Genomic DNA, 24393 nt, shown 5'->3' with positions numbered 1-24393 from the left:
CACTACCGGGCCAATATAGCCGCAACGCTTGGTATCTTGATGGACAAATTGCCAACAGACTTAAGGCGATTGATTAATGGCTAAACTTTTACTGATTGGTGGTGGCGCGCTAGATTGGCACCGATGCATAGGCGGCGAAAATTAGTCCGAGTGTTGCGACGAACAGCATCGATAGCGAAATGGTCTTCAGCATAAACGGGCAATCCTGCGCAGGGGGCGACGCGCGAGCCTAAAATAGTGGGCGGGTGTTAATTAGAGATTTCGATCGTGTAGTTTTCGATCACAGTATTGGCCAGCAGTTTCTCACACATGGTGGTGACCGCGGCGCGGGCGGCCGACTCGTCTGTTGCATCGAGAAGCAAGTCAAAAACCTTGCCCTGGCGTACGCCACCAACACCGGACATGCCCAGGCTTTTTAGTGAGCCTTCAATGGCCTGGCCCTGGGGGTCCAGAACGCCGGCCTTGAGGGTAACGGTGACGCGCGCTTTCATCGATTTACCTTTGGCACTGCAGCTATTGAACGAGACGGGGACCGGTGGTCAGGGCATTTTCGGTTTCAACCAGAATGCCGAGGCGCTGGGCCACATCGCGGTAAGCATCGACCAAGCCACCGAGATCCTGACGGAACCGGTCCTTGTCGAGCCTTGTTGCGGGTCTTGATATCCCAGAGGCGGCAGCTGTCGGGCGAAATTTCATCGGCCAGGACAATGCGCATGATATCGCCCTCGTAGAGGCGCCCGCACTCGATCTTGAAATCCACCAGCTGGATGCCGACGCCCATGAACAGGCCCGACAGGAAATCGTTGACGCGGATGGCAAGACTCATGATGTCGTCGAGGCTCAGCGGGTGTCGCCCATCCGAAGGCGGTGATATGCTCTTCGCTGACCATGGGGTCGTGCAAGGCATCGTCCTTGTAGCAGAACTCGATGATCGAGCGCGGCAGCTGGGTGCCCTCTTCCAGACCCAGCCGTTTGACGAGAGACCCGGCAGCGATGTTGCGCACGATGATTTCGAGCGGGATAATCTCGACTTCCTTGATCAGTTGCTCACGCATGTTCATGCGGCGCAGGAAGTGAGTCGGGATGCCCAACCCGTTGAGCCTTGGTAAAGACGAACTCCGAGATGCGGTTGTTGAGCACACCCTTGCCATCGAGCACTTCGTGCTTGGCACCGTCGCCAGCGGTCGCGTCGTCCTTGAAATACTGAACCAGGGTACCGGGCTCAGGGCCTTCGTACAGGATCTTGGCTTTGCCTTCATAAATTTTACGCCGACGGTTCATGAGGTCTCTGCCGTTTCCAATGAAGGGAAGTTCGATGAAATTTGGCCGCTTCATGCGCCAGAATGCGTCCAAAAGGCAAGTCCTTTTGCATTTGGCGTGTGTAAGGAGCCGCAGCGCCCGTTGATTTGGGAACCTGAACCGCCTATGTGCAAGGGGTAGCGTCAGGGGGCGCCAAAACCAAGATATGCGGAGAGAAAATGTCCGGATTCGACGATCGCAAGAAGGGCCAGGAAGCAAAGTTCGCGCTGGACGCGGAATTGCGTTTCAAGGCTGAAGCGCGCCGCAACAAGCTTCTGGGCATCTGGGTGGCCGAGCTATTGGGGCTAAAAGGAGATGAGGCGACTGCCTATGCAGCCGAAGTCGTGGCCGCCGATTTTGAAGAAGCGGGGGACGAAGACGTCTTCCGCAAGGTTTCTGCCGATATCAAGGCCAAGGGCCTCAGCGTTGATGATGAGGCGATTCGCCTGAAAATGACGCAATTGGTGGCCCTGGCCCAGCAGCAGGTGCTCGCTGAAGGTTAAGGCCAGTCACAACAAATTTGCGCGAACCGGATGGGGGGACATCATTCGGTTCGCGCATCGCCGGTCTAGCTGAGCGAAATACTATCGACCTTGTGGGTCGTGCCGTTCATCTCCCATTTGACACTGACTTTTGATCCAACCTTCAGGCCAGGATCCTTGAAATTGTCAGGCAAGGAATAGACAATGCCATTGCCCAGGGTGATGGTCTTGGCGGTCAGGTCAAAAGATTTGACCGTGTCCGTAATGGTTTGTGGTGCGCTGGTCGCTGTGGTGCTGGCGGCGAATGCGACACCTGACATGCCCATGGCGATTGCCAGAGCGGCGGGAATGATAATTTTCTTCATTTCAAATACCCACTATCAACAGCCGCTATGCGGCCGTGGACTGAGCAAGTTTACAGGTCGCGTCGAGTCGCAGGTCTAATAGGCTTGCCGGCGGATCCAAACTTGCCAGACCTAATTATGCCTCGGGAAAGCCGGTCTCAACTTATCGATATTTAATTTTGGTAGGCAAAATTTTCGCCACACTGAGGGCAAGCGTGGCGAAAAACCGGCAATTGCGGGGCAGGTATTGTCTACCAATCAGCTCTTGAGCCGTTGCATCAATCGCGTGAACATCAATAGACCCTCAGGCCACGGGCCGTGGCCGGACTGGATGTTGAAATGACCGGCATCACCCGCCTGATGGAAGTCGGATCCCCAGCAAGTGGCAAATTCGGCGGCCCGATCAATGCTGCAATAGGGGTCGTTGGTCGAGGCGACCAGCATTGAGGGAAACGGCAGCGGGTCGCGTGGGATGGGACTGAACGGCGCGGCGGCGGGCGGCACCTCGGGATGGAGTTCTACATCGGGCGGGGCGACGAACAGGGCGCCGCGAACCTTGGTATCGACAAGGCCTAGGGCGGCATGAACGCTGGCGAGCACGCCCAACCCGTGCGCCAGGATCACGACGGGCCGCGTGGCCATCATCACGTCATTGGCGATGGCTTCGACCCATGGCGCCAGGGCGGGTTTGTGCCAATCGGCCTGCCGAACGACTTTGGCGTTGGGGAGGCGTTCAGACCATCGGCGTTGCCAGTGACCCGGTTCGCTATCCCCCAGTCCGGGGACAATCAGAAAATCGACCTCGGATATTTTCATTGTGCCGGACCGAAGACGCGCGTGAAAATAGTGTCGACATGCTTGAGATGGTAAGCGTCATCAAACATGGCGTCGATTTGCTCATTGCTCAGAGTCACTTCGGGGTCGTTTTTCAGGTTTTCGGCGAACTGGCCAGTACGGTCTCCCTCCATCTGCCACACCTTCATGGCGTTGCGTTGTACGGCAGCATAGCTGTCCTCGCGCGAATAACCGGCCTGAGTAAGTGCCAGCAACATGCGTTGGGAATTGTGCAGACCGCCAAGCAGGTCGAGATTGCGCCGCATGTTTTGCGGATAGACCAATAATTTATCGATGACGCCGGTCAGACGCGCCAATGCAAAATCAAGCGTGATTGTTGCATCAGGGCCAATCATGCGTTCGACCGATGAGTGCGAAATGTCCCGTTCATGCCATAGGGCAACATTTTCAAGGGCTGGCGTGACCATGCCGCGCACGAGGCGGGCAAGGCCGGTCAGATTTTCAGTCAGTACCGGATTGCGCTTGTGCGGCATGGCGGATGAGCCTTTTTGGCCGGGCGAGAAATATTCTTCGGCCTCGAGCACCTCTGTGCGCTGAAGATGACGAATTTCAACTGCTACACGTTCGATGGATGACGCGATGACACCAAGTGTGGCAAAGAACATGGCGTGCCGATCGCGTGGGATTACCTGAGTTGAAACCGGCTCGACCGCCAGACCCAATTGCTCAGCGACATATTCTTCGACCGACGGGTTGATATTGGCAAAAGTACCGATAGCGCCCGAGATGGCGCACGTCGCGATTTCGGCCCGAGCGGCCACAAGTCGCGCGCGGTTTCGGAAAAATTCGGCATAGGCTTCTGCCAGTTTTACCCCGAATGTCGTCGGTTCAGCGTGAATCCCGTGGCTGCGCCCGATAGTTATTGTGTGTTTGTGCTCGAGGGCGCGGCGCTTGAGTGCGTCCAGAAGCGCATCAATATCAGCCAACAGCAGATCTGCAGCGTGAGCCATCTGGACCGATAGCGTTGTGTCCAGAATGTCCGACGACGTCATGCCCTGGTGAACAAACCGCGCCTCGGGGCCGACGATTTCGCTCAAATGGGTCAGAAAGGCGATGACGTCATGTTTGGTGGTGCGTTCGATTTCGTCGATGCGATCAACGTCGAAATGATAGTCGCCATGCTCGGCTTTGCGCGCCAGCATTACCTCCCAAATGCGCTGGGCAGCGTCTTTGGGCACCACGCCCAGATCGGCCAGCTTGGTGGTGGCGTGCGCCTCGATTTCGAACCAGATGGCGAAGCGGGCTTCCGGCGACCAATTGGCGACCATTTCGGGGCGGGAATAACGCGGAATCATAGGGTTAGGCTTTCTGGTTCAGAGATTGAGTCAGGCGGTCAACGTCGAGGCGGCATCGCGGATCGCGGCAATTCTGGGGGCGTAGTGGGCCGGATTGTTTCCCGAAAGGATCGCGGAGCCTGCGACCAGTACATTGGCGCCCGCAGCAGCAACCTCACGCGCGTTGTCGGCAGATATGCCGCCGTCGACCTCAAGATCGATGTCACGCTCGCCTATAAGATCACGCGCCTGCCGCAGCTTGACCAGACTTTCGGGGATAAAGTTTTGGCCGCCGAAACCGGGATTGACACTCATGATCAGGACTAGGTCGATGTCGGCGATGACATGTTCGAGTACACCAACGGGGGTGGCAGGATTTAGTGAGACGCCGGCGCGTTTGCCCTCGGCCTTTATGGCTTGCACGGTGCGGTGCAGGTGCGGACCGGCTTCGGCGTGAACCGTAATGATGTCTGCTCCCGCCTGTGCGAAAGCGGGGATGTAGAGATCAACTGGCGCGATCATCAGGTGGACATCAAAGGGCCGCGTTGTCTGGGCGCGAATTGACTCCATGACAATCGGGCCGAAACTGATGTTGGGGACAAAATGGCCGTCCATAACGTCAATGTGAATATAGTCTGCCCCCGCAGAGTTGAGGGCGCGGACCTCGTCGCCCAAACGTGAAAAGTCGGCGGAGAGGATGGATGGCGCGATACGAATGGGTTTGCTCATGCGGTGCTGCCGGGTGCTGACGGGGTTAATGCCCTGCCTTAACGCCCTGCAGGGCGGGCGACAAGGGCACTAGAGCGAAAACAGCGCGGTGCTCACGACTTCACAAACCGGCGATGCGGCGGTCCGGCACATTGCTTTGATGGCGCGACAGATTAAACAGGGGGCGCAACAGGCGGAGCGTCACCGTGGAATTTTCATTGCCAGTCGTATTCGGAGCCGGGGTCTTGAGCTTTCTCAGCCCCTGTGTGTTGCCGCTGGTGCCGCCCTATCTGACCTATATGAGCGGGGCGAGCCTTCGATCAGTTGCGCGACGAGCGTACCACGACTGGCGCCCTGCATCGGCGGGTGATGGTAACGTCGCTGTTTTTCATCCTTGGCTTTTCGGTGGTGTTTATCACGTTGGGCGCGACCGCGACCGCGTTTGGGCAGGTATTTCGTCAATTATTGCCGATACTGACACCAATTGCCGGGCTGATGATCATTGCGATGGGGCTGCATTTTCTGGGTGTGTATCGTATCGGGGTGCTGGATCGGCAATTGCGCCATCAGGGGCCGGGTGTTGCCAGTGGTCCAGCAGGTGGTTTCCTGCTCGGCCTGGCCTTTGCCATCGGATGGACGCCGTGCATAGGGCCTATTCTGGCGGCGATCCTATCGGTTGCTGCCAGCAAGGACACGGCGCTCGAAGGCGCTTCACTCCTTGGTGTTTATTCGTTGGGGTTGGGCGTTCCGTTTTTCCTGGCGGGAATCGCCGTTGGACCGTTCCTGACCTTTTTCGATGGATTCAAGCGCCATCTCGGTTTGGTTGAAAAGCTGATGGGCGGGCTGCTGGTGCTGACGGGTGTCCTGTTCCTTACCGGCAATTTTGCGCGGATTTCCTACTGGTTTCTCGAGACATTCCCCGCATTGAGCACTATCGGCTAGGCAAGCGGTCCTTAACCTTCCCGCGGGATAGGACCTGCCAAATCAAATTTCTGTGTGCATATTAACGGCGATTTTGCATGTGACGCCCAAGGTTGCGTCGGAATATTTGATTCGAGTGGATGGCAATATTGACCTCCGTTGTAGCTAAGCAATTGCCAACCGATTTGGGCAAGGTTGCCAATGGTGCGCCGGTGCCCGCAGACCGATCTTCTGACTTCTCCTTTTCGTTTAGCCTCACGCACAATATTGAGGACGTTGAGGCTATCTGGCGCAAACTGGAGAAGCAGGGCATTCAGTCGCCGGGGCAAAGTTGCGACTTCATCAAATTGTGGACCCGGACGCGAAACATCGCACCGAGGAATCAGTTTTATGTTGTGGGTTACGTTGCCGGGACGCCGGTTGCACTGCTGCCGTTGCACCGCAAATCAGTAAAAGGCGTCAGACTGTTTACGTGGTTTCCAGGCGCCAATGTGGGAGCCTATGCGCCACTGGTCGATATTGGTGCGCTAAAACACATGTCGCCCATGCAACGGCGGCAATTGTGGCAGGGCATGGCCAAGTCCCTGCCACCGGCAGATCTGATCTATCTGCGCTCGGTACCGATGGAGACAGGCGACTCCGGAGGGCTGTTCGACGAGTTGGGAACGCTACAGCCGTTCGAGACGCTTTACCGCTCCCAGTATGCGAGTTGGGAAGAGTGCGACCGGTTGCAGCGCAGTAAGTCGCGGCGCAAGCACGACAGGCAGCAGGGCGAGCGACTTGAGGCGCTGGGCGATGTCGATTTCGAGGAGGTCCGCGCCGGCTCGGAAACCGGGTCGATTGTCGACACGATGTTTCGTCAGCGCTCAGCACGATTCAAGGCCATGGGTATCCGCGATACCTTTGTGATTGAGGGGCTTGTCGATTTTTATCAGCATGCGGCACGGCCCGATTCGGGTGTGGATGTGCGCTTGCATGTACTGCGGCTGGACCGGGAGATTGTGGCGGTGCGCTACAACGTGGTGTGCCGCGACACCATGTATTGCCTGATTTCCTCTATGAGCGAAGATCCGCGCATCCAGGGCGGCTCCCCCGGCAAGCAGTGCCTGTTGCGGGTGATGAAGGCTGTATTTGACGGCGAAATCGGCGTGTTCGACATGGGTGCGGGTTTTACCGACGAGAAGCGGCATTGGTGCAATGTGCAGGTGCCGTTGTGCCAGCATTACGTGCCACTGAGCGCCCGCGGGGCGATGGTGTTGGCGACTCATCAATGGGTTCAGCGCACCAAGGGGCGGATCAAGGCCAATAAGGCGATGATGAGAGCGTTGCGGCGTCCGATACAGCTATTCAATCGGATTTTTTGCGGCGTCGACGACGCATCCTAGAGCAGTTTGAGGGCGCGGAGTGACGCGTGTCCGGACTTTCCAATGACGATGTGATCATGAACGGTGATGCCAAGCGGCTTGGCAATGTCGGTAATTTCGCGGGTCATGCGCACGTCTGCCGATGAGGGAGCTGGGTCCCCCGAAGGATGATTGTGCACCAAAATGAGCGCTGTGGCTGAAAGCTCCAGCGAGCGGCGGATGACCTCACGGGGATAGACCGGGGTGTGGTCGACCGTCCCGACCTGCTGGACTTCATCGGCAATGAGTCGGTTTTTCTTGTCCAGAAACAGGACGCGAAATTGCTCAACCTTCTCGAACGCCATTTGCGAGCGGCAGTAGTCGAGCAGTTGCGACCAGGCACCAAGCACCGGCAGTTCCGTTGCAATCTGGTCGCGACCGTAACGTTGGGCGACAGCCTGAACCACTTTGATATGGGTAATCGAGGTCTCGCCCAGTCCCTTGACCTCGGTCAGGCGATTTGGAGCGGCCCCCAGCACTTCGGAAAATGACCCGAACTTGGCGATCAAGTCCTTGGCCAGACCCTTCGTGTCGCGCTGGGGCAGGATTATGTGAAGCAGTAGTTCAAGCAATTCGTAATCTTGAAGCGAATCGCCGCCATTGGTTTTGAAGCGCTCACGCGCGCGCTCGCGATGTCCAACATAATGTGGTGTGGAGGCGGCCTCGGACAGGCCGCTCGATACAGGTGATTTTCCCCTGGGCATGACTATCGCCTGGCGTTCAGAGGGTTGAAAAGTCCATCTGGGGACAGCGTGAAAATCTCGCAGCCGGTCTCAGTGATACCGATCGAGTGCTCACATTGGGCGGACAGTGTGCGGTCGCGGGTTACCGCGGTCCAGCCATCAGACAGGATTTTGACGTGTGGTCGGCCCAGATTGATCATTGGCTCGATGGTAAAAATCATGCCCGGTCGAAGTTCCGGGCCGGTGCCGGGCGCGCCGAAATGCATGATATTGGGTTCGTCGTGAAAGAGCTTGCCCACGCCATGACCGACAAAGTCGCGGACGACGCTTGTGCGTTCCGCTTCTGCAAAGCTCTGGATAGCGGCGCCAATGTCGCCGGTGGTATTGCCGGGCTTGGCGGCGGCAATGCCGCGCTCGAGGCTTTCATAGGTTACTTCGATCAGCCGCTCGGCCTTGCGGGAAATGTCGCCGACCGGATACATGCGGCTGCTGTCGCCATGCCAGCCATCAACAACCAGGGTCAGGTCAATATTGACGATGTCGCCTTCTCGAAGCGGCCGATCATCTGGAATGCCATGACAGACGACGTGATTGATGGATGTGCAAATTGAATGTCGATAGCCACGATAAAAAATTGTCGCAGGAACAGCGCCATTATCGCGGGAAAACTCATAAGCGATCTGGTCGAGGGCCGCGGTTGTTACGCCGGGTTCAATCTGCTCGTACAACAGATCCAACGCGCGGGCCGTTAATTGCCCAGCTTTGCGCATCCCCTCAAAACCGTCGGGACCGTGCAACGGAATGGTGCCCGAGGTGCGGCGCGGCTTTGCGGGAGCGTCGACATAGTTGATCATTGGGGACTCCAGAATTCTTGGTCCGAAGTTAATCGTTGCCACGGTTCAAGGGAAGGGCTGACCGAGCCGACCGATAAACTTGCGTGCCATTGCTTGACGCGACGCGCAAGGGCAGGCATCCATTCGGGCAACAGATATTTATGGTCAAGTCATGAATCCCAACCAATCCATTACTGCCGCACTTCTCGTTATTGGCGACGAAATCCTTTCGGGGCGAACCAAAGACGTCAATATTGGTGCAACCGCCGACTTCTGCACTGACCTTGGCATCGACTTGAAGGAGGTGCGGGTCATTTCTGACGAGACAGACGAGATCGTCGAAGCGCTCAATGCGGTGCGCCAACGATATACATATGTGTTCACCACCGGGGGTATAGGGCCGACCCACGACGATATTACGGCAGATGCCGTGGCCAAGGCATTTGGTGTGGCGCTGCCCATAAATGACGAAGCGCGGGCGATGCTTGAAACCCGGTGGAAAACGACGGGTACACAAATCAATGAAGCGCGATTGCGCATGGCGCGCATCCCCGAGGGAGCAGATTTGATCGTTAATGCTGTTAGCGCTGCACCAGGGTTTCGTATCGGCAATGTGCACGTGATGGCGGGCGTACCCTTGATCATGCGCTCAATGCTTGAGGCGTTGGCGCCGACATTACAGACAGGCAAAAAAGTCATGTCCGAAACCATCAGGGCAGCTGTTGGCGAAGGCACAATCGGGGGGCCGTTGGGCGCGTTGCAGGCGCTTTATCCGGACGTCAAGATGGGCAGTTATCCTCAGATGGGTACCAGCCGGGTGATGACAGAACTGGTCTTGCGTTCGTCCAACGAGGCCCTTTTGCGCGAGGCAGCGGCCAAGGTGCGCGAAATGGTGGCGCAGGAGCACGCAAAAGCGGGGATTACACCGCCTGATTGAGATGGAATGATTGGCGCGCAGGCTCAGGTTTGCTATGGGGCGGCATGCTGGCCTACAACCCGCGCACAAACCGCTACCGGAGTTGATAGTTGAACAATCCTAACCAGAAGTCATTTCCCGTTTCCTGGGATCAATTTCATCGCGATAGCCGGGCGCTGGCCTGGCGATTGACCGGCATGGGCACCTTTGACGCCGTTGTCGCCATTGCGCGCGGGGGACTGGTGCCGGCAACTATTGTGGCGCGCGAACTCAATATCCGGGTGGTGGAAAGTGTTTCGGTCAAATCCTATGACCATCAAAATCAGGGCACGGTCAAAGTGCTCAAGCCAATATCGCAGCAAATTCTGGATATCGCTCAGAACGGTGGCAAGGTGCTGATTGTGGACGATCTGGTGGACACTGGCGCGACGGCGCGTGCTGTGCGCGACATGTTGCCCGGTGCTCATTTTGCGACGGTATACGCCAAACCGATGGGGCGCGAACTGGTCGATACATTTATTACCGAGGTCAGTCAGGATACCTGGATTTTCTTTCCATGGGATCTCGATGTGGCGTATGCGGCCCCGATCTCAGGAGGAACGGACTGACGAATTCGCTGTCATAGCCTGTTTGGCCATCTAGCGAGATATTCGGCGCTTCAAGTGCTCTAAAATCGCGCCATCGGTTCAAATATGCAAAACAGCGACAGTCTTCAGTGTCCACACCAAATTCATGGGTGGGCGACACGCTTTTGCGGGCGTGGTGGAATGGTAGACACACAGGACTTAAAATCCTGAGAGGGTATCCTCGTGCGGGTTCGAGTCCCGCCGCCCGCACCAGAAAAGGTCGAGTCGATGATTGAAAAAGTTGAAACCGGCATAGCGCCGTCGTCGGCGCCCGTCAGCGATGCGATAAAGGCTGGCAAGCAGGTTTGGCTTGTGGCGATAGCCGAGAATCCTGAAACGGGCGATATCGTTGCTGGCGATATCGAGGTGCAGACTCGCCGGACCATTGAAAATCTTGCCATTGCAATCCGGGCCGCCGGTGGAACACTGGCGGATCTGGTGCAGGTACAGGTGTTTTTGACTGATAGCGCTGACGCCAAGGGCATGAACGCGGTCTACGCTGAATATTTCCGCGAGCCTTATCCGGTGCGGGCAACGGTGGTCGTCAAGGAATTGCTGGCCAAGGGACTGCGTGTCGAGATGCTGGCTACCGCGATGGTGCAATAGAGATGTTGCTGAAACGCGAACTGCTTGAGCAGATCAAGGCGGGCAAGGTCGATCTGGTGTTTCGGCGCTGGAGCCGGCCGAGCGTCAAGGCGGGCGGTACGCTCAAGACCAAGATCGGAATATTGGCGATCAGGTCGATGGACGAAATGAGCCCCCATGATGTGAACGACCGGGACGCGCGGCGTGCTGGATTTGCCGATGCCGAGGCGTTTCATCGCTGGCTCGAGACCATGAAGGCTGGCGAACATTTTCACCGCATAGAGGTTGCATTTCTGGGCGACGTCTAGCCGATTTCAGAACGGGCAGGGCACAACGAAGTTGCAGGGTTCACCGGTGATCGGATGATCGATGCCGATTTGTTCGGCGTGAAGTTGCAAGCGATCGGCGGCGGTGAGGGGGTCGCCCTGCGCGTAAAACGCATCCCCCAGAATCACATGGCCGATTGCCTTCATGTGAACCCTTAGTTGATGGGTTCGCCCGGTCAGTGGATGCAACTGGACGCGCGTCACGCCGCCTTCACGATCGATCACAGTCCATTCTGTCCGGGACGGCCTGCCCCCTTCATGGTCAACACGCTGGCGGGGCTTGTATTGCCAATCAGTGGCAAGCGGCAAGTCGACCAGACCATTGTCCGCCTCCATGTCTCCCCACACGCGGGCAATATATCGCTTGGTTGTCAATCGTTTTTCGAATTGAATGCCGATGCCCGCATGGGCGCGTTTGTTTAGTGCCATCACAATGACGCCCGACGTATCCTTGTCCAGACGGTGGACCATTCCGGCGGTGGGATATTGCTTGCGGGCGCGATATTCGAGGCAATCCCACAAGGATGGATGGCGCCCCGAAACGCTAAGCAGGCCGCTGGGCTTGTCGAGAACAAGGATATGATCATCGACATGAACCACGTTCAGATAGGGTTCAAGTGGCGGGTTGTAGTCAAGCATTGTGGGCAACGGATCGGACATGACGCCTGTTAGCAGGTCTTTGGTCACAAAAATAGTTGGCGCATCAGCGCAAACCTCATTGCGGGAGACCAAGTCTCGCGCGAACATTCCTGATCTAACGCTGGGGGACACAGCATGTGGGATTTTTCTATTGGACGTGCATTGGGTATGATGGGCAAAACCCTGCCCTTCATCATTTTTCGAATGGCGGTCTATTTCGGGATAGCGGTTGCCTATGTGCTGGTAACAGGCGTTGGCGCTGGTCTGGGCTGGGGGTTGGGCGGATTTGGCGATGAGGATTTTCGCCTGAGCGCCACCTTCTGGGGCGGTGCGCTGGGCTTTGGGATCACAGCCGGTGTGCTGTATTTCCTGCGCGAATATATTCTATATATCGTCAAGGCTGGTCATATCGCGGTACTAGTCGAGTTGATCGACGGGCGCCCCATCCCCAACGGACGGTCGCAAATTGAGCACGCTAGTGCGGTGGTCAAGGAACGGTTCGCCGAAACCAGCGTGCTGTTTGGCATAGACCAATTGGTCAAGGGCGTTCTGGCTGCGATTACCGGATTGGTGCAAGGCATTGCATCTTTTATGCCCATACCCGGTCTACAACAATTTGTTGGCCTGATTCGAGCGTTTCTAAAAATTGCCGTGGGTTTGGTGGACGAGGTTATTCTTGGCTATGCGATCCGCACAGCATCTACCAACCCATGGGGATCGGCGCGCACGGCGCTGGTGCTTTACGGGCAGAATTACAAGGTGATGCTTAAAAATGCCGCGTGGTTGACCATTATCACCTATGGTCTGGCGTTCCTTGTATTTTTGTTGATGTTGGCGCCGGCCGCCGCGCTGGTCTGGTTCATTCCGGGTGCCTGGTCGGCTGGTGGGCTGGTCTTTGCGATAATCTTTGCCTGGGCGGTCAAGGCGGCACTGATCGAACCGTTCGCCATCGCATGCATGATGGATGTCTATTTCAAGACCATCGAAGGTCAGGAGCCTGATCCCGAATGGGATGCGCGGCTGGATACGGCGTCCAAGAAGTTTGGGAAGCTGAAGGACAAGGCGGCAAGTTGGGTTGGTCAGGGTGGGCGATCCGCGCCAGCGGGTACTACCGATCCTGCAGTCTAAGTTGGGGACCGCTCCGTTTGGGGCGGTCCTTAGCTCCCGCTACTCGGCCGCTGTCAATGCGTGACGGCGCGCCTTGATACGGTTGAGGTGGTGGGCCGCATTGGCCAGCAACGCTGAACGGACTGTTGTGTCGGAATCATTGTTGGCGACATCGGTGCGCACCTTGAGATCCAGATTATAGGCGCTGGTATTGCCCATGAATTCTTCAACGATGGCGACGCGAACAACGCCGGTAATCCGGCCGGAGATAATCGGATGAGGCTGCACAGACTGCAGCACACAACTGGTGATTTCAAAGGTCATTTCAACCGTTTCCTACCACTGATTAATATCTGTGGAAGGTATTGAAATCATAGTTGACAAACAAAATCACTACAAAAATGATTCGGTGTTAACGGTAGAGTAACCTCTTCATTGCCAGCGTTTGAAGGATTTGAGGTGGCTTAGGGCCTTCACAACGGTATCGGTTATTTTTTCGATGCTGTCGCTGATCGGTACTGAAATAACATTTTCTGTAGCGGAATCAGGAACTTCCAACGTTTCGAACTGGGAGTCGAGCAGGCTTTCGGGCATATATTCGTGATGGCGCTGCGCCATGCGTTCGGCGATCAAATCATGCGAGCCATCGAGATAGACAAAGGTGATGGGTTCCTCAGCTTTTTCGATAAGATAATCGCGATAGGCGCGTTTTAGAGCCGAACAGGCGCCCACCGCGGCCCCTTTTTTGTCGGCGGCCTCACTAAGCGCCTTTGCCAGATTTTCGAGCCAAGGCCAACGATCCTCATCGGTGAGCGGCGTGCCCGCGCGCATTTTTTCGACGTTGGAGTCTGGGTGATAATCGTCGCCATCAAGGAACGGTACATGCAGCCGTCGAGCAATCGATTGACCAGCTGTTGATTTGCCGGACGAGCTGACCCCCATGGCAATGATGATGCGGGCCGGGGCGAGGTTAGACTGTTGCGGAGAAGGCACCGTCGACATAGAGGATGTGTCCGTTCACAAATTTGGCGGCATCAGAGGCGAGAAAGATTGCAGCGCCGCCGAGTTCTTCAACATTTCCCCAACGTTTCATGGGGGTTCGGGTTTCGATCCAGGCGTTGAATTTTTGGTCATCGACCAACGCCTGGTTGAGTTCTGTCCTGAAATAGCCGGGCGCGATGCCGTTGATATTGAGGCCATGAGCGGCCCAGTCAACGGCCATGCCGCGGGTCAGATTGGCAACCGCCGCCTTGCTGGTAGCGTAGGGGGCAATCGAGGGGCGGGATACACCTGACATAAGTGAGCAGATATTGATGATCTTGCCGCTGCCACGCGCTATCATGTGAGGCGCTACGGCCTGAGATACGTTAAAAACAGAGGTGACGTTCGTGGTCATCAACTGGTCGAATTTTTCCGGTGGAAATGATTCGAGCGAGGCTGCGGAACTGCATGCCGGCATTATTGACCAGAATATCGATCGGCCCGAGTTCCTTTTCACAGTGAGCAATTGCGTCGTTGACGCTGTCGCGATTGGTAACATCGAACGCCAAGGCAGTGGCATTGGCGTTTTGCGCGATCAGGTCGGCAGTGGCGTTGCCCAGTGCGGCGGTATCGCGGCCATTGAGAACCAGCCTTGCACCGGCGCTGGCCAACGCGGCGGCAATGGCCAGGCCAAGGCCGCGACTTGAGCCGGTGACCAAGGCGCGTTTGCCTTCAAGGCTAAAGCGAGAAAGGGATTGCAACTGATCCTCCAAATTTGTCGCGAGCCTAAGCCTGATCAGGGCCATGGAGCAAGATAGGCCGGAAAATCAGGCTCTCGAATGGTAAAAAAGCGACCTCGCCACTTCCGTCCCGGCGCGGATTGTGGTCATGTTCGGCTCGCTCCGCCGGATGTAACCGGACGGTGACATATTGCGTGATCTCGGAAGGACTTTGGCATGACAACGGCGGATATCGGGCTTATTGGCCTTGCGGTTATGGGATCCAATCTGGCGCTGAACATCGCCGAAAAGGGCTATACAGTCGCGGTTAACAATCGCACGCCTGCCAGAATTGATGAGTTTGTTTCCACGGCAAAGGCGCAGGGGCTGGACAGCAAGATCATTCCCAAGGCCGATCTGGCGGAATTCGTACAGGCGGTTTCGCGGCCACGCTCCATCATCATCATGGTCAAGGCGGGCGCGCCGGTTGATGACATGATTGAGCAGTTGCTACCGCTGCTCGAGAAGGGTGACGCCATTATCGAATGCGGGAACTCGCTGTTCACCGATACGCAGCGGCGTTTCGATTATCTCAAGCCAAAAGGTATCGGCTATCTCGGGGCCGGGGTTTCGGGCGGTGAGGAAGGCGCGCGACATGGTCCATCAATCATGGTTGGTGGCTCCAAGGAGCAATGGCACAATGCGGAGGATGTGCTTACCGCGATTGCGGCGAAGTTCAACGGCGAGAGCTGTTGCGCCTATCTCGGCGAGGGTGGTGCTGGCCATTTCGTCAAAACCATCCATAACGGCATTGAATATGGCGACATGCAGATGATCGCCGAAGTCTATGGCGTGATGCGCGACGGCTTGGGTATGACCCCGCAGGCGTGCGCGGATGTCTTCAAAAAGTGGAACGAGGGCCCGCTTAACTCCTACCTGATCGAAATCACTGGCCATGTTCTGGCGGCGATTGATGAGCCTACCGGCAAGCCGCTGGTTGAGTTGATTCTGGACAAGGCAGGCCAAAAGGGGACGGGCGTCTGGTCGGTAATTGCAGGCTCAGCAGATGGGCGTTCCCGCAACGGCAATCGAAGGCGCAGTCGCGGCACGGTCGATTTCGTCGCGCAAGGACGAACGTATTGCTGCCGAAGAAATTTATGGCAAGCGGGCGGCTGGCAAGGCTGATGTAAGTCTTTCGGATCTCGAGCACGCTTTGCTTGCCGGCAAGATTGTCAGCTACGCGCAGGGATTTGCCGTCATCGCCAAGGCCTCGGACGAGAACGGCTGGAAGCTGCCATTGTCAACGATTGCCAAGATCTGGCGGGCAGGCTGCATTATCCGCTCGCGCTTCCTTGACCAAATGGCCGATGCCTATGCCAAGGGCGACAATGCCAATTTGCTGGTTGTTCCTGATTTTGTCGCGCTGATGAAAGAAAACCATGGTGCCTTGCGCAAGGTAGTGGCGGCGGGTGCTGTTGGCGAATTTCCGCTGATCTGCCTTTCGGCGGCACTCTCCTATTTTGACAGCTATCGTCAGGCGCAAGGAACGGCCAATCTCATTCAAGGTCAGCGAGATTTCTTTGGCGCACACGGCTTTGAAATCGATGGTCGTGGCAAGGATTTGCATGGCGACTGGCCCAGCACATTAGGCAAGTGAGCCGACATATTGATCGAGATGACCCCGCTTCGGCGGGGTCACCTTTTTTGGCAATGGCTAAAACGTTTTGAACATTACAACGCTATCGACATAGCCAAGGTCGGGATGACAAAAGGCACCTGGCAGTGTGCCAACGATATCGAAGCCGAGTCTTTGCCATAGCGCGATAGCACGCTGGTTAGATGACACCACATGGTTGAACTGCATGGCCAGAAAACCGCGTTCAACCGCTTGCAACTGTGAGTGCTGGCACATCTGGCGGGCGACGCCTTTTCCCTGAGCGTTGGATGCAGTGATGTAGCCGCAATTGGCAACGTGGCTGCCATTGCCCTGCTGGTTTGCCATCAGATAATAGGTGCCAAGAATTTCGCCGGATTCCTCGGCAACGTAAACGGTATGGGTGGGGGCGAGCCAGAAATCCAGCACCTGGCTATTTGTGAGGTTGGTGGGTAGCGCGTAGGTGGTGCCGGCGGCAAGTACCGGCGCTACGATCGACAAAATAGAGGCGTGGTCGGCCTCAGTAGCCGGTCGGATCTGCATTGGAATCTTCGTCTTCTTCTCTTGGCACCAAAATTTGTCCCGGTGGCGCCATCTCCGGTACTTTGGGCTTGTCTGCAACGCTGGGGCGACGGGTCAGGCCGAACCGGAACGCCGCGATAATAAACACGACCAGCGCCAAGGCGACCGCAATGCTTGCCGCTAAAAACGGCGCACCGGGAAAATAGTCCATCGCTTGGCGATCGTGCGTGAAGTAGGAGAATATCTGGGTTGCGGCGAGCGGGCCAATAATGGTGGCCAGGGAGTTGGCCGCATTGACTGCGCCCTGCAGTTCGCCTTGCGCGTTGTCCGGCACCTGGCGTGAGAGGACGCCATTGATCGCGGGTGCTGCCAGGCCACTGATCGCGCCAACCATTATGTAGAGATAGAGATAATAGACATCACTGGTAAAGGCGACACCGGCAAACGCGGTTATCGCGGCAAGCAATCCGATGATAACCACCGGCGTTTCGCCGAGTCGCTTGACGAATGGCCCGACCAAAAAGCCCTGGCAAATCGCAAATCCTATGCCGAAGGCGCCCAGCGACCGGCCGATCTGACTAGAGGTGAAGTAAAATACCTCGACGGTAAAATAGCTGAACACCGAAGGCAGCGACTGGGCCGCAAGCGAAAACATGAACAATATCGCCAACAGCCACAACACCACTGGATATTGGCGCAGCGATACCAAGGCACCAAATGGATTGGCCCGCCGAATATCGAACTTGCGGCGGGAATGGCGAGGCAGGCTTTCAGGCAACACCAATAGCCCAAAGATGAAATTGGTGAAGGCAAGCGCTGCGGCGGCATAAAACGGCACGCGCGGGCCAATCGAGCCCAACTCACCACCGATTACAGGGCCAATGATGAAACCTAAACCAAAGGCTGCCCCGATTAATCCGAAACGGTGCGTGCGCTTGTGCGGCGGGGTGATATCGGCCATGTAGGCAGTCGCTGTGGCTACAGCGGCGCCTGCGATACCAGCGATAATGCGACCAACGAACAGGTACCAGACATAGGGCGCGATGCTCATCATCAAATAGTCAAAAGTTAACCCGAGCAGGGAGGCTAGCAGCACAGGTCGGCGGCCAAACCGGTCGGATAAATTACCGAGTACGGGGAAAAAACGAACTGCATGAACGCATATGCAAAAACCAGATAACCACCGATGACGGCGGCGTCGGCGACGGTGCCACCGGTGAGTTGTTCCAGCAATTCGGGTAGCACCGGAACGATAATGCCGACGCCAATCATATCGAGCAGAATCGTGACCAGAATACAGGCCAGAGTCAGTCGAGATCGCATTGCTGATGGCATACTGGCTTCACTAATTTCCTAGATTTGTCACGCAGTTGACACAGGCAAGGTGGTCAAGGCAAGGCACAATGAGGAACTGTGAGGAGCGGTGCTGTCACTTCTCTTGCACCATTGTCGCAGCTGCATGCGCATAGAGCCAGTCCAGTCGTCGAAAATGCCCGCGAGGGCCTTGAATCCGCATCACCTGATCACGGCCAATCGTCCATGGCCAATGCATGTGAAAAATCTGCCCATTGGAGTGTGACGTTCGCATGACGCGCTGCACGCGCGGCTGTCGGGTCGCCTGATATTTGGAAAATGCAGACGCAGCGTCCGGTTCGCCAACGAGCAGGGGGGCGAGCACCGCAGCATCTTCGACGGCCATGGCGGCGCCCTGCGCCTGGAAAGGCTCCATGGCGTGGGCAGCATCGCCAACAAGGCCGATATTGCCATTAAACCAGCTGGGTGCCTCGACGGTGTAGAGCGGCCACGCTCCCCACTGTTTGGCTACGGCCGTCATTATCCCCGATAGGCGAGCGCTCGGTTCACTCTTGCCCGATAGCGTTGGTGCGCGACGCGACTGAACATCCGCGATGGGGGTGTCGACAAAAAGTGCCAGATTGAACTGGCCGCGGTGATGCAGGGGATAGGCCACCAGATGAAAGTCCGGTCCAAGGAGCACCGAGGTGTGCTCGCTATCCAGATAAGATCGCAGGGCGGGAATTGGTACCAGTGCCCGCCATGCAGTGCGACCGGTATAAATCGCGGGTGGCCCCGCGAGCAGGTTAGTGCGGGTGCTGGAATGAACGCCATCCGCGCCAATCAGGGCAAATGCGGTGCCGGAGCGGCGCTGGCTTCGGGTTTGCACGCCGATGGTAAGGCTCGGCGCCATTTGCATTTGCTTCCCATCGGTGGGCGTCGAATATTATGTCTATGTTGGCAAACCGTCGGCAGGTTTTGTACAGCGCCTCAACCAGGTCGGCGCGATGCATTACAACGTAGGGCGCGCCATATCGCTGAGCAATGACAGCGCCGAGTTCGAGCGTAACAACGGGCGACCGGTGTGGACTGGAATAGACGTCAATGCCGGTTGGCGCGAAGCTGTTGGCGGCGATTGCCCGGTCGAGTCCGAGTTGGTTGAGGATGTGGCGGGCATTGGGACTGATCTGCAAGCCTGCGCCAAATTCGGCAATCGCGCTGTTGCGTTCCAATATTACAACGCTGGCGCCAAATTTGGCCAACGCCAACGCCAACGTCAGTCCAGCGATGCCCGCGCCGGCAATGTAAAATGTCCGGCGAATGGTTAGCCGCCTATTGGTCTGGATTATGCAGCGTCAGCTTGAAAAACCGCCGACAGTGGATTGGATGTACCTTCGGGCAAGTCACCGCTGAAGACAAAGAGCGTCGAGCAATAGGGGCAAACGATTTCGCTGTCCTTGCCCATATCGAGATAGACGTGTGGATGATCAAATGGGGGCAGGGCGCCAACGCACTGGAATTCTTTGGAACCTACCTCGATGCGCGTCAGGCCTTCGGTATTGTGAAAATGCGGAGTTGTGCCGTGTGCCATCAAAAAGACCTGCGCAGATAGGGTGATTTGGCGCGACCTTATCCAAACCGAGTTCGGAATGAAAGGGTTTGAAGGGTCGTCAAACCAGATTTGGACGCGCTAAAAGACGCAGACCAGATTACCGGTTTCGCAGGAGTGCAAGGTGCCCAGTTTTACGTCCGAGCAATTAACGCTGTCCTATGAGGTTGTCGGGCACGGGCGTCCGGTACTGTGCATCCACGGATTTGCCTCGAGCGGCAAGGTGAACTGGATCGATACCGGATGGGTGCAACACCTGACCGACGCAGGCTATCAGGCGGTTGTGCTCGACAATCGCGGGCATGGGCAATCAGACAAGCCACATGATCCCGAACTCTATACGCCGCAAGCGATGGCGCGCGATGCGGTCAACCTTTTGGACCATCTCGAACATGATTCAGCGGTTCTGCTTGGGTATTCAATGGGTGCGCGGATCGCTGCATTTGCCGCATTTGCTGATCCGGAACGCGTGAGCTGTGCAATCTTTGGCGGCATGGGCATGAATTTGGTCAATGGGTTGAGCGACGGCGGTGACATTATCGCGGGCCTGCTGGCGCCCAGCCTTGACGGGCTGACCAATCCAACGGCGCGCCAGTTCCGCATTTTTGCCGACCATACCAAATCTGACCGGCAGGCGCTGGCCGCCTGTATGGAGACATCGAGATCGCCGATGGCGCGAGCAGACGTGCGCCGAATTGACCGACCGGTGCTGGTTGCAGTCGGCGCCGACGACGAAATGGCCGGTCCACCAGACGCCCTTGCGACATTGCTTCCCAAAGGGGAGGCGCTGGTGATCCCGCGCCGCGATCACATGCGGGCGACGGGCGATCCGAAATTCAAGGCAGCGGCGCTTGAATTCATTGGGCGACATTTGCGCGATGATGCGGATTTGTGATCGATAGTTTTGATCCGGGCTTTGTCTTGAGTGCGAAAATGCCTTATATCGGTAAATCACGATACACGGAGATTGCGCAATGAGTGTCAGCGCCAAGAAGCCAAGCGGCCTGAAGGCCGTTGATCCTGTTTGGGACGCGGTGCGCGGGAATGCGCAGGCAATATTGGCCGAGGAATCCTCGTTGGGTAACCTCGTTGTGTCCGCAATACTCAATCACGAAAGTTTTGAGGCCGCTTTGGCGCATCGGTTGGCGGCGCGGTTGGACCATGACGATGTGTCGGCTGACCTGATCCGGCAGGCGTTTGCTGAAACCTTGTCGGATCATACCGAAATCGGCACCGACGCGCGAGTCGATCTGGCCGCAACGCTGGAGCGCGATCCAGCCTGTCATCGTGCCATTGAGCCGTTGCTATATTTCAAGGGCTATCAGGCGATTCAGTCGCACCGATTTGCGCATGCGATGCTCAAGGACGGGCGGCGTGACCTGGCACTTTACATTCAAAGCCGCGCCAGTCAGGTCTTTCAGGTCGATATCAACCCGGCGGTACGTATTGGCCATGGCATCATGCTTGATCATGGCACCGGGCTGGTGATCGGGGAAACCGCAATTGTTGGCGACAATGTTTCCTTGCTGCAGGGTGTAACGCTGGGCGGGACCGGCAAAGCCGACCAGGATCGTCACCCGAAGATCGGCAATGGTGTTCTGATTGGTGCCGGTGCAAAGGTGCTCGGCAACATTGTGATCGGGGAGTGCTCGCGCGTGGGGGCGGGATCGGTCGTCCTCAAACCCGTACCGCCGCGCGTTACGGTGGCGGGTGTGCCCGCCAAGGTGATAGGAGCCTGCGGGTTGTTCGCAACCGGCGCTTGTCATGGACCAAATGGTGTTGGCCTATGATTTGGCAGGTTCTGACGCGAGCGCATAAAGCGAATCAAGCAAACGGCATAAATATCGGTAAAATCAGCGGTTTTAACGATATCGATAAATCAGTACTCGCTTGGTAGCGGGTCAAAGATTACCGTTTTCACCGATAAATAGTTTGGTACAGGGTTGCTCAGGCAATTTGAGGGCTTACAGTCGCGCCGAATTCAATCCACCGCAGGATCGCCAAGTGAACCATCCCGAGATCATCAAGCTGCAAAAATTCTTGCAGCAAAAATTCAGCAATAATTCCATCGATGTTCGACCGCGTCCGAAACTCAACGATTCTGTTGAGGTATTTATCGGTGAGGAATCGATCGGACTGATCCATGTGGACGACGAGGACGGCGACAGGTCCTACATATTCAACATGTCGATACTCGACATCGATCTCGATGACATCGAGTAGGACGCTGACAATATTGTATTGGTGCTAAAGGGCGCCTATTCGTCCCAGCCATTGGTCCATTTGCTCATCAAAACTGCGCCACGACGTCAACAGACTGGTGTCGAAGCTATAGATGGCCGCAATGCCGCTGGGCAGATAGACAGAACGCAGGCAGTGTCCCTGCATGCTTGTCGCGAGTGGCGCCTGGCATTTGGCAACGAACGGTGCCGGTGATAGCGGGTCGTACCAAACCGTTTCACTATCATAGCCGCCGATGCGTTTTAGCGGTTTGCCGACCAGACCCGGCACGCCGGGCTGGGTCGTGTTTTCAAACTGGTGCAAATACACGCCGTCCAGCAGTGCACTGCTGGGGCGAACGCGGCTGCGTGGCACTAGCGTAACATCCACCGGCACGGGCGCTTTCGTTTCTGCCGACATCAGATTTATGCGCAGGTCGACCTGACTTGAAAATTCAGCCCGTACAGGCCCCTCATAGCGAAACCAGGACTTTGGGATCATCAGATCCTTGTCACCAAGCGACAAGGAGACAGCATTGGTATCGTCGGGGTGCGGCAGGGGCGTCCTGTCGGCATTGACGATTGCATCGAGTAAATAGACTGCACCGAGCGCACAGAGCACCACCAGCACAGCGATGCCCGCCATGTTGTAGCCAATGTTGGTGCCGGGCTCGAACCGGCGGGCAATCGGGGTGCTCATGGTGCGCGTTAACCAGTATTGCGAGGAGGTGATGACAGCCGATAGGGCACCTATTATGATTAACGAAGGGTTAATAAAACCGCCGGAACTACTGCCTGGCGATGGAGATGACAAATATGGTCAGAGAACTGCTACTCGCAGCCTTCATCATGGGCGTTGGACTGTGCATCGCGGGGGCCGGGACGCATCTGTACCAGTGGTTGTCGCGCCAGCAGGCTTTGCTGCGCTATGACGGGGAGACGTTTTTGGGGTCGATGGGCAATCTGGCCGTCAGCTTTGTGTGTGGTCCGTACATTATGCTGCAGCTTGGCTGGATGCAGGACGACAATGGTTCTGGCTCCGTCGGCTCCGCGCTTATCGCCGCCATGGTGGCGTTTGGCTGGGCGTTTATTACCGGCCTTCTGTTCATGGGCGCCTATGTGGCCATCCGCTACTGAGGGCAAAAAAACAATAAAGCCCACGCCATTTATGGGTGGGCTTTATTCATCAGACCCCTATCAGGGATAGTCGGGCGGGGTCCGGAACCGGATTATTTTTCCAGGGCGGCGACGACAATCGGTCGGTTGTCGAACATATCGACCCATTGACCGGGGTTCGCCTGTGACTGGCGCTTGATGTATTTGTAGGGCGTTTTGTTCCAGACGTTGATCGTGCCGTCGAGATTGTCGAGAACAAGATCGCCGCGATCGGTGCGCACCATCAAGACGGCATGGCCTTCGCCGTTGGTCTGTCGTACGACAGCGATCAGCAATGTGCTTGCGGGCCAACCGGCGTTGATCAGGTCGCGGCGTTTGGCCAGCGCAAAATCCTCGCAATCGCCATAGCCATTCGGGTAGGTCCAGAATTCGGCGACCCGGTAAAGATCCTGATCGGTTACCGAAACGACAGTGTCGTTGTAGTGCGCGTTAATGTTCAGCAACTGGTTCCAGCGCGCTTCGGTTAGTGTTTCTGCGGCGACAACAGTGGCATTGGGCTGGCATTCGCTTGGGTGCGAGTGACAAAACTCGGCTGCACCGATCGGAATGCTGGTTGTGTGCGTGGCCGTTTGAACAAAGGCGACATTGGAGGTGTCGAGCGCGGCGGCGGGTAGGGTGGTTGCGAAGACGCCAAGCAGGACGCCGATGATTGGCACTGCTATTTTTGTTGGATTGAACATTGGTGATCTCCCTGATGGAGACCACGTTAGAGGGGGCAGATTTCGACGATCGGAAAACTACCGCATAGTTTTTAGGCAAGTTTTATCGATGTCGTTCAGCGCTGATTAACCAAGAAAATCAGGGGTTTTGGGCGATGGTCGGATGATAGAGGCGAGTTTTGTTATGGCCCACGCAATGGCAACGCCTGTTGCTGCGCCCGCCATTTTGGCAGCGAGATCGGCGACGCCCCAATGGCGGTCCGGTGTCCAGTTTTGGGCGACCTCAAGCAGATAGGCTATGGTCCACAACCCGGCCAAAATCAGTAACAATTGGCGACGATATGCTAGCGCGAAGCTAACGCCGAGAAGCGCAAACGCTAACAGGCGCTCCACCTGTGGTGGTGCGGCGCTATGCGGACGCAGTTGAATGGGGGAAAGAGTTGCTATCGCAACGGCGAGCAGGACAACCCAAGGTAACAGTCTGACAAGTGACACACGCATGATGCTGTGTAACTGAGCCTGAGCCAATTAGGCGACCGCAAACTTGCAGCGTCGGTTGG

General features: G+C 56.6%; 30 protein-coding genes, 1 tRNA gene and 4 pseudogenes. 14 read left to right on the top strand and 21 right to left on the bottom strand.

Annotated elements, in window-relative coordinates; translation table 11 throughout:
- Nucleotides 1-248: 248 nt before the first annotated feature.
- Nucleotides 249-491 (bottom strand): phosphoribosylformylglycinamidine synthase subunit PurS, encoded by a 243-nt coding sequence (purS, locus tag PSQ19_RS06535; protein WP_282220100.1) that lies wholly within the window; start codon nucleotides 489-491, stop codon nucleotides 249-251.
- A gap of 22 nt (nucleotides 492-513) precedes the next feature.
- Nucleotides 514-1281: pseudogene (purC, locus tag PSQ19_RS06530) on the bottom strand (phosphoribosylaminoimidazolesuccinocarboxamide synthase).
- Nucleotides 1282-1478: 197 nt separating this feature from the next.
- On the opposite strand from purC, the gene PSQ19_RS06525 reads away from it, so the two are divergent.
- Nucleotides 1479-1802, top strand: coding sequence for a DUF1476 domain-containing protein (locus tag PSQ19_RS06525; RefSeq protein WP_282220099.1), 324 nt, complete (start codon nucleotides 1479-1481; stop codon nucleotides 1800-1802).
- A gap of 65 nt (nucleotides 1803-1867) precedes the next feature.
- Here the strand turns inward: PSQ19_RS06525 and PSQ19_RS06520 are convergent, their stop codons facing one another.
- The 4 genes from PSQ19_RS06520 to rpe all read right to left on the bottom strand — a co-directional run bounded on the left by PSQ19_RS06520 (nucleotide 1868) and on the right by rpe (nucleotide 4983).
- A complete protein-coding gene (locus PSQ19_RS06520) occupies nucleotides 1868-2146 on the bottom strand; it encodes a DUF1344 domain-containing protein (protein WP_282220098.1) in 279 nt (92 codons plus the stop codon).
- Nucleotides 2147-2383: 237 nt separating this feature from the next.
- Nucleotides 2384-2941, bottom strand: a complete 558-nt coding sequence (locus PSQ19_RS06515) for an RBBP9/YdeN family alpha/beta hydrolase (RefSeq protein ID WP_282220097.1) — start codon at nucleotides 2939-2941, stop codon at nucleotides 2384-2386.
- Complete coding sequence (gene purB, locus PSQ19_RS06510; RefSeq protein ID WP_282220096.1) at nucleotides 2938-4275, bottom strand: adenylosuccinate lyase; 1338 nt, start codon at nucleotides 4273-4275, stop codon at nucleotides 2938-2940. The genes PSQ19_RS06515 and purB overlap by 4 nt, the downstream gene beginning before the upstream one ends.
- Before the next feature lie 30 nt (nucleotides 4276-4305).
- Complete coding sequence (gene rpe, locus PSQ19_RS06505) at nucleotides 4306-4983, bottom strand: ribulose-phosphate 3-epimerase (RefSeq protein WP_282220095.1); 678 nt, start codon at nucleotides 4981-4983, stop codon at nucleotides 4306-4308.
- A gap of 303 nt (nucleotides 4984-5286) precedes the next feature.
- Between rpe and PSQ19_RS06500 the strand changes: the two genes are divergently transcribed.
- Together PSQ19_RS06500 and PSQ19_RS06495 are read left to right on the top strand one after the other, a co-directional pair.
- A complete protein-coding gene (locus PSQ19_RS06500) occupies nucleotides 5287-5904 on the top strand; it encodes a cytochrome c biogenesis CcdA family protein (RefSeq protein ID WP_328517743.1) in 618 nt (205 codons plus the stop codon).
- 128 nt (nucleotides 5905-6032) lie between these two features.
- Nucleotides 6033-7268, top strand: a complete 1236-nt coding sequence (locus PSQ19_RS06495) for a GNAT family N-acetyltransferase (protein WP_282220094.1) — start codon at nucleotides 6033-6035, stop codon at nucleotides 7266-7268.
- Here PSQ19_RS06495 and radC read toward each other — a convergent pair.
- On the bottom strand, nucleotides 7265-7990 hold the full coding sequence (radC, locus tag PSQ19_RS06490; protein ID WP_282220093.1) for a RadC family protein: 726 nt from the start codon (nucleotides 7988-7990) through the stop codon (nucleotides 7265-7267). The two genes, PSQ19_RS06495 and radC, sit on opposite strands and share 4 nt — an antisense overlap.
- Before the next feature lie 2 nt (nucleotides 7991-7992).
- Nucleotides 7993-8823 (bottom strand): type I methionyl aminopeptidase, encoded by an 831-nt coding sequence (gene map, locus PSQ19_RS06485; protein ID WP_282220092.1) that lies wholly within the window; start codon nucleotides 8821-8823, stop codon nucleotides 7993-7995.
- 151 nt (nucleotides 8824-8974) lie between these two features.
- Here map and PSQ19_RS06480 point away from each other — a divergent pair, with 151 nt between their 5' ends.
- From PSQ19_RS06480 to PSQ19_RS06460, 5 genes are all read left to right on the top strand, one after another.
- Nucleotides 8975-9739, top strand: a complete 765-nt coding sequence (locus PSQ19_RS06480) for a competence/damage-inducible protein A (RefSeq protein WP_282220091.1) — start codon at nucleotides 8975-8977, stop codon at nucleotides 9737-9739.
- Between the two features lie 89 nt (nucleotides 9740-9828).
- Entirely contained in the window at nucleotides 9829-10326 is a 498-nt protein-coding gene (gpt, locus tag PSQ19_RS06475; protein ID WP_282220090.1) for a xanthine phosphoribosyltransferase, read from the top strand.
- 145 nt (nucleotides 10327-10471) lie between these two features.
- A tRNA-Leu gene (locus tag PSQ19_RS06470) sits at nucleotides 10472-10557 on the top strand.
- 15 nt (nucleotides 10558-10572) lie between these two features.
- A complete protein-coding gene (locus PSQ19_RS06465; protein WP_282220089.1) occupies nucleotides 10573-10950 on the top strand; it encodes a RidA family protein in 378 nt (125 codons plus the stop codon).
- Nucleotides 10951-10952: 2 nt separating this feature from the next.
- Entirely contained in the window at nucleotides 10953-11237 is a 285-nt protein-coding gene (locus PSQ19_RS06460) for an ASCH domain-containing protein (RefSeq protein ID WP_282220088.1), read from the top strand.
- 6 nt (nucleotides 11238-11243) lie between these two features.
- Here PSQ19_RS06460 and PSQ19_RS06455 read toward each other — a convergent pair whose 3' ends face one another.
- Complete coding sequence (locus PSQ19_RS06455) at nucleotides 11244-11915, bottom strand: pseudouridine synthase (RefSeq protein WP_282220633.1); 672 nt, start codon at nucleotides 11913-11915, stop codon at nucleotides 11244-11246.
- Nucleotides 11916-12029: 114 nt separating this feature from the next.
- Between PSQ19_RS06455 and PSQ19_RS06450 the strand changes: the two genes are divergently transcribed.
- A complete protein-coding gene (locus tag PSQ19_RS06450; protein ID WP_282220087.1) occupies nucleotides 12030-13022 on the top strand; it encodes a hypothetical protein in 993 nt (330 codons plus the stop codon).
- 39 nt (nucleotides 13023-13061) lie between these two features.
- Here the strand turns inward: PSQ19_RS06450 and PSQ19_RS06445 are convergent, their stop codons facing one another.
- The 3 genes and pseudogenes from PSQ19_RS06445 to PSQ19_RS06435 all read right to left on the bottom strand — a co-directional run bounded on the left by PSQ19_RS06445 (nucleotide 13062) and on the right by PSQ19_RS06435 (nucleotide 14788).
- Nucleotides 13062-13325 (bottom strand): hypothetical protein, encoded by a 264-nt coding sequence (locus PSQ19_RS06445; protein WP_282220086.1) that lies wholly within the window; start codon nucleotides 13323-13325, stop codon nucleotides 13062-13064.
- Between the two features lie 108 nt (nucleotides 13326-13433).
- Nucleotides 13434-14003, bottom strand: a complete 570-nt coding sequence (locus PSQ19_RS06440; RefSeq protein WP_282220085.1) for a gluconokinase — start codon at nucleotides 14001-14003, stop codon at nucleotides 13434-13436.
- Nucleotides 13972-14788, bottom strand: a pseudogene (locus tag PSQ19_RS06435) (SDR family oxidoreductase). The gene PSQ19_RS06440 and the pseudogene PSQ19_RS06435 overlap by 32 nt, the downstream one beginning before the upstream one ends.
- Before the next feature lie 150 nt (nucleotides 14789-14938).
- Between PSQ19_RS06435 and gndA the strand changes: the two are divergent.
- A pseudogene (gene gndA, locus PSQ19_RS06430) lies at nucleotides 14939-16358 on the top strand (NADP-dependent phosphogluconate dehydrogenase).
- Between the two features lie 57 nt (nucleotides 16359-16415).
- On the opposite strand, the gene PSQ19_RS06425 reads toward gndA, so the two are convergent.
- From PSQ19_RS06425 to PSQ19_RS06400, 6 genes are all read right to left on the bottom strand, one after another.
- Complete coding sequence (locus PSQ19_RS06425) at nucleotides 16416-16898, bottom strand: GNAT family N-acetyltransferase (RefSeq protein WP_282220084.1); 483 nt, start codon at nucleotides 16896-16898, stop codon at nucleotides 16416-16418.
- The gene (locus PSQ19_RS06420) at nucleotides 16876-17973 is read right to left on the bottom strand and encodes an MFS transporter (RefSeq protein ID WP_328517742.1); all 1098 of its coding nucleotides are present in this window, start codon (nucleotides 17971-17973) and stop codon (nucleotides 16876-16878) included. The genes PSQ19_RS06425 and PSQ19_RS06420 overlap by 23 nt, the downstream gene beginning before the upstream one ends.
- A complete protein-coding gene (locus tag PSQ19_RS06415) occupies nucleotides 17964-18212 on the bottom strand; it encodes a hypothetical protein (RefSeq protein ID WP_282220083.1) in 249 nt (82 codons plus the stop codon). The genes PSQ19_RS06420 and PSQ19_RS06415 overlap by 10 nt, the downstream gene beginning before the upstream one ends.
- 94 nt (nucleotides 18213-18306) lie before the next feature.
- Nucleotides 18307-19083, bottom strand: a complete 777-nt coding sequence (locus tag PSQ19_RS06410; protein WP_282220082.1) for an FAD-dependent monooxygenase — start codon at nucleotides 19081-19083, stop codon at nucleotides 18307-18309.
- Nucleotides 18977-19432 carry an FAD-dependent monooxygenase gene (locus PSQ19_RS19745; RefSeq protein WP_407649094.1) on the bottom strand — a complete coding sequence of 152 codons (456 nt, stop codon included), beginning with the start codon at nucleotides 19430-19432 and terminating at the stop codon, nucleotides 18977-18979. The genes PSQ19_RS06410 and PSQ19_RS19745 overlap by 107 nt, the downstream gene beginning before the upstream one ends.
- An 83-nt stretch (nucleotides 19433-19515) precedes the next feature.
- Nucleotides 19516-19761: a zinc-finger domain-containing protein gene (locus PSQ19_RS06400; RefSeq protein ID WP_282220080.1), complete on the bottom strand. Its 246-nt coding sequence runs from the start codon at nucleotides 19759-19761 to the stop codon at nucleotides 19516-19518.
- Between the two features lie 142 nt (nucleotides 19762-19903).
- Between PSQ19_RS06400 and PSQ19_RS06395 the strand changes: the two genes are divergently transcribed.
- The 3 genes and pseudogenes from PSQ19_RS06395 to PSQ19_RS06385 all read left to right on the top strand — a co-directional run bounded on the left by PSQ19_RS06395 (nucleotide 19904) and on the right by PSQ19_RS06385 (nucleotide 22002).
- Entirely contained in the window at nucleotides 19904-20674 is a 771-nt protein-coding gene (locus PSQ19_RS06395) for an alpha/beta fold hydrolase (protein ID WP_282220079.1), read from the top strand.
- A gap of 79 nt (nucleotides 20675-20753) precedes the next feature.
- Nucleotides 20754-21597 (top strand): annotated as a pseudogene (cysE, locus tag PSQ19_RS06390) (serine O-acetyltransferase).
- Nucleotides 21598-21783: 186 nt separating this feature from the next.
- Nucleotides 21784-22002 carry a DUF3126 family protein gene (locus PSQ19_RS06385; protein WP_282220078.1) on the top strand — a complete coding sequence of 73 codons (219 nt, stop codon included), beginning with the start codon at nucleotides 21784-21786 and terminating at the stop codon, nucleotides 22000-22002.
- A gap of 24 nt (nucleotides 22003-22026) precedes the next feature.
- Here PSQ19_RS06385 and PSQ19_RS06380 read toward each other — a convergent pair whose 3' ends face one another.
- A complete protein-coding gene (locus PSQ19_RS06380) occupies nucleotides 22027-22698 on the bottom strand; it encodes a hypothetical protein (protein WP_282220077.1) in 672 nt (223 codons plus the stop codon).
- Between the two features lie 116 nt (nucleotides 22699-22814).
- Between PSQ19_RS06380 and PSQ19_RS06375 the strand changes: the two genes are divergently transcribed.
- Complete coding sequence (locus PSQ19_RS06375; protein WP_282220076.1) at nucleotides 22815-23135, top strand: DUF6949 family protein; 321 nt, start codon at nucleotides 22815-22817, stop codon at nucleotides 23133-23135.
- 92 nt (nucleotides 23136-23227) lie between these two features.
- Here PSQ19_RS06375 and PSQ19_RS06370 read toward each other — a convergent pair whose 3' ends face one another.
- Together PSQ19_RS06370 and PSQ19_RS06365 are read right to left on the bottom strand one after the other, a co-directional pair.
- Nucleotides 23228-23854 (bottom strand): transglutaminase-like cysteine peptidase, encoded by a 627-nt coding sequence (locus PSQ19_RS06370; RefSeq protein WP_282220075.1) that lies wholly within the window; start codon nucleotides 23852-23854, stop codon nucleotides 23228-23230.
- A 105-nt stretch (nucleotides 23855-23959) separates the two neighbouring features.
- Complete coding sequence (locus PSQ19_RS06365; protein WP_282220074.1) at nucleotides 23960-24328, bottom strand: VanZ family protein; 369 nt, start codon at nucleotides 24326-24328, stop codon at nucleotides 23960-23962.
- Between the last annotated feature and the right edge of the window lie 65 nt (nucleotides 24329-24393).

This window comes from Devosia algicola, assembly GCF_028816455.1.
GTDB classification, from domain to species: Bacteria; Pseudomonadota; Alphaproteobacteria; order Rhizobiales; family Devosiaceae; genus Devosia; species Devosia algicola.
This window is presented reverse-complemented; position numbering and strand designations above follow the sequence as displayed.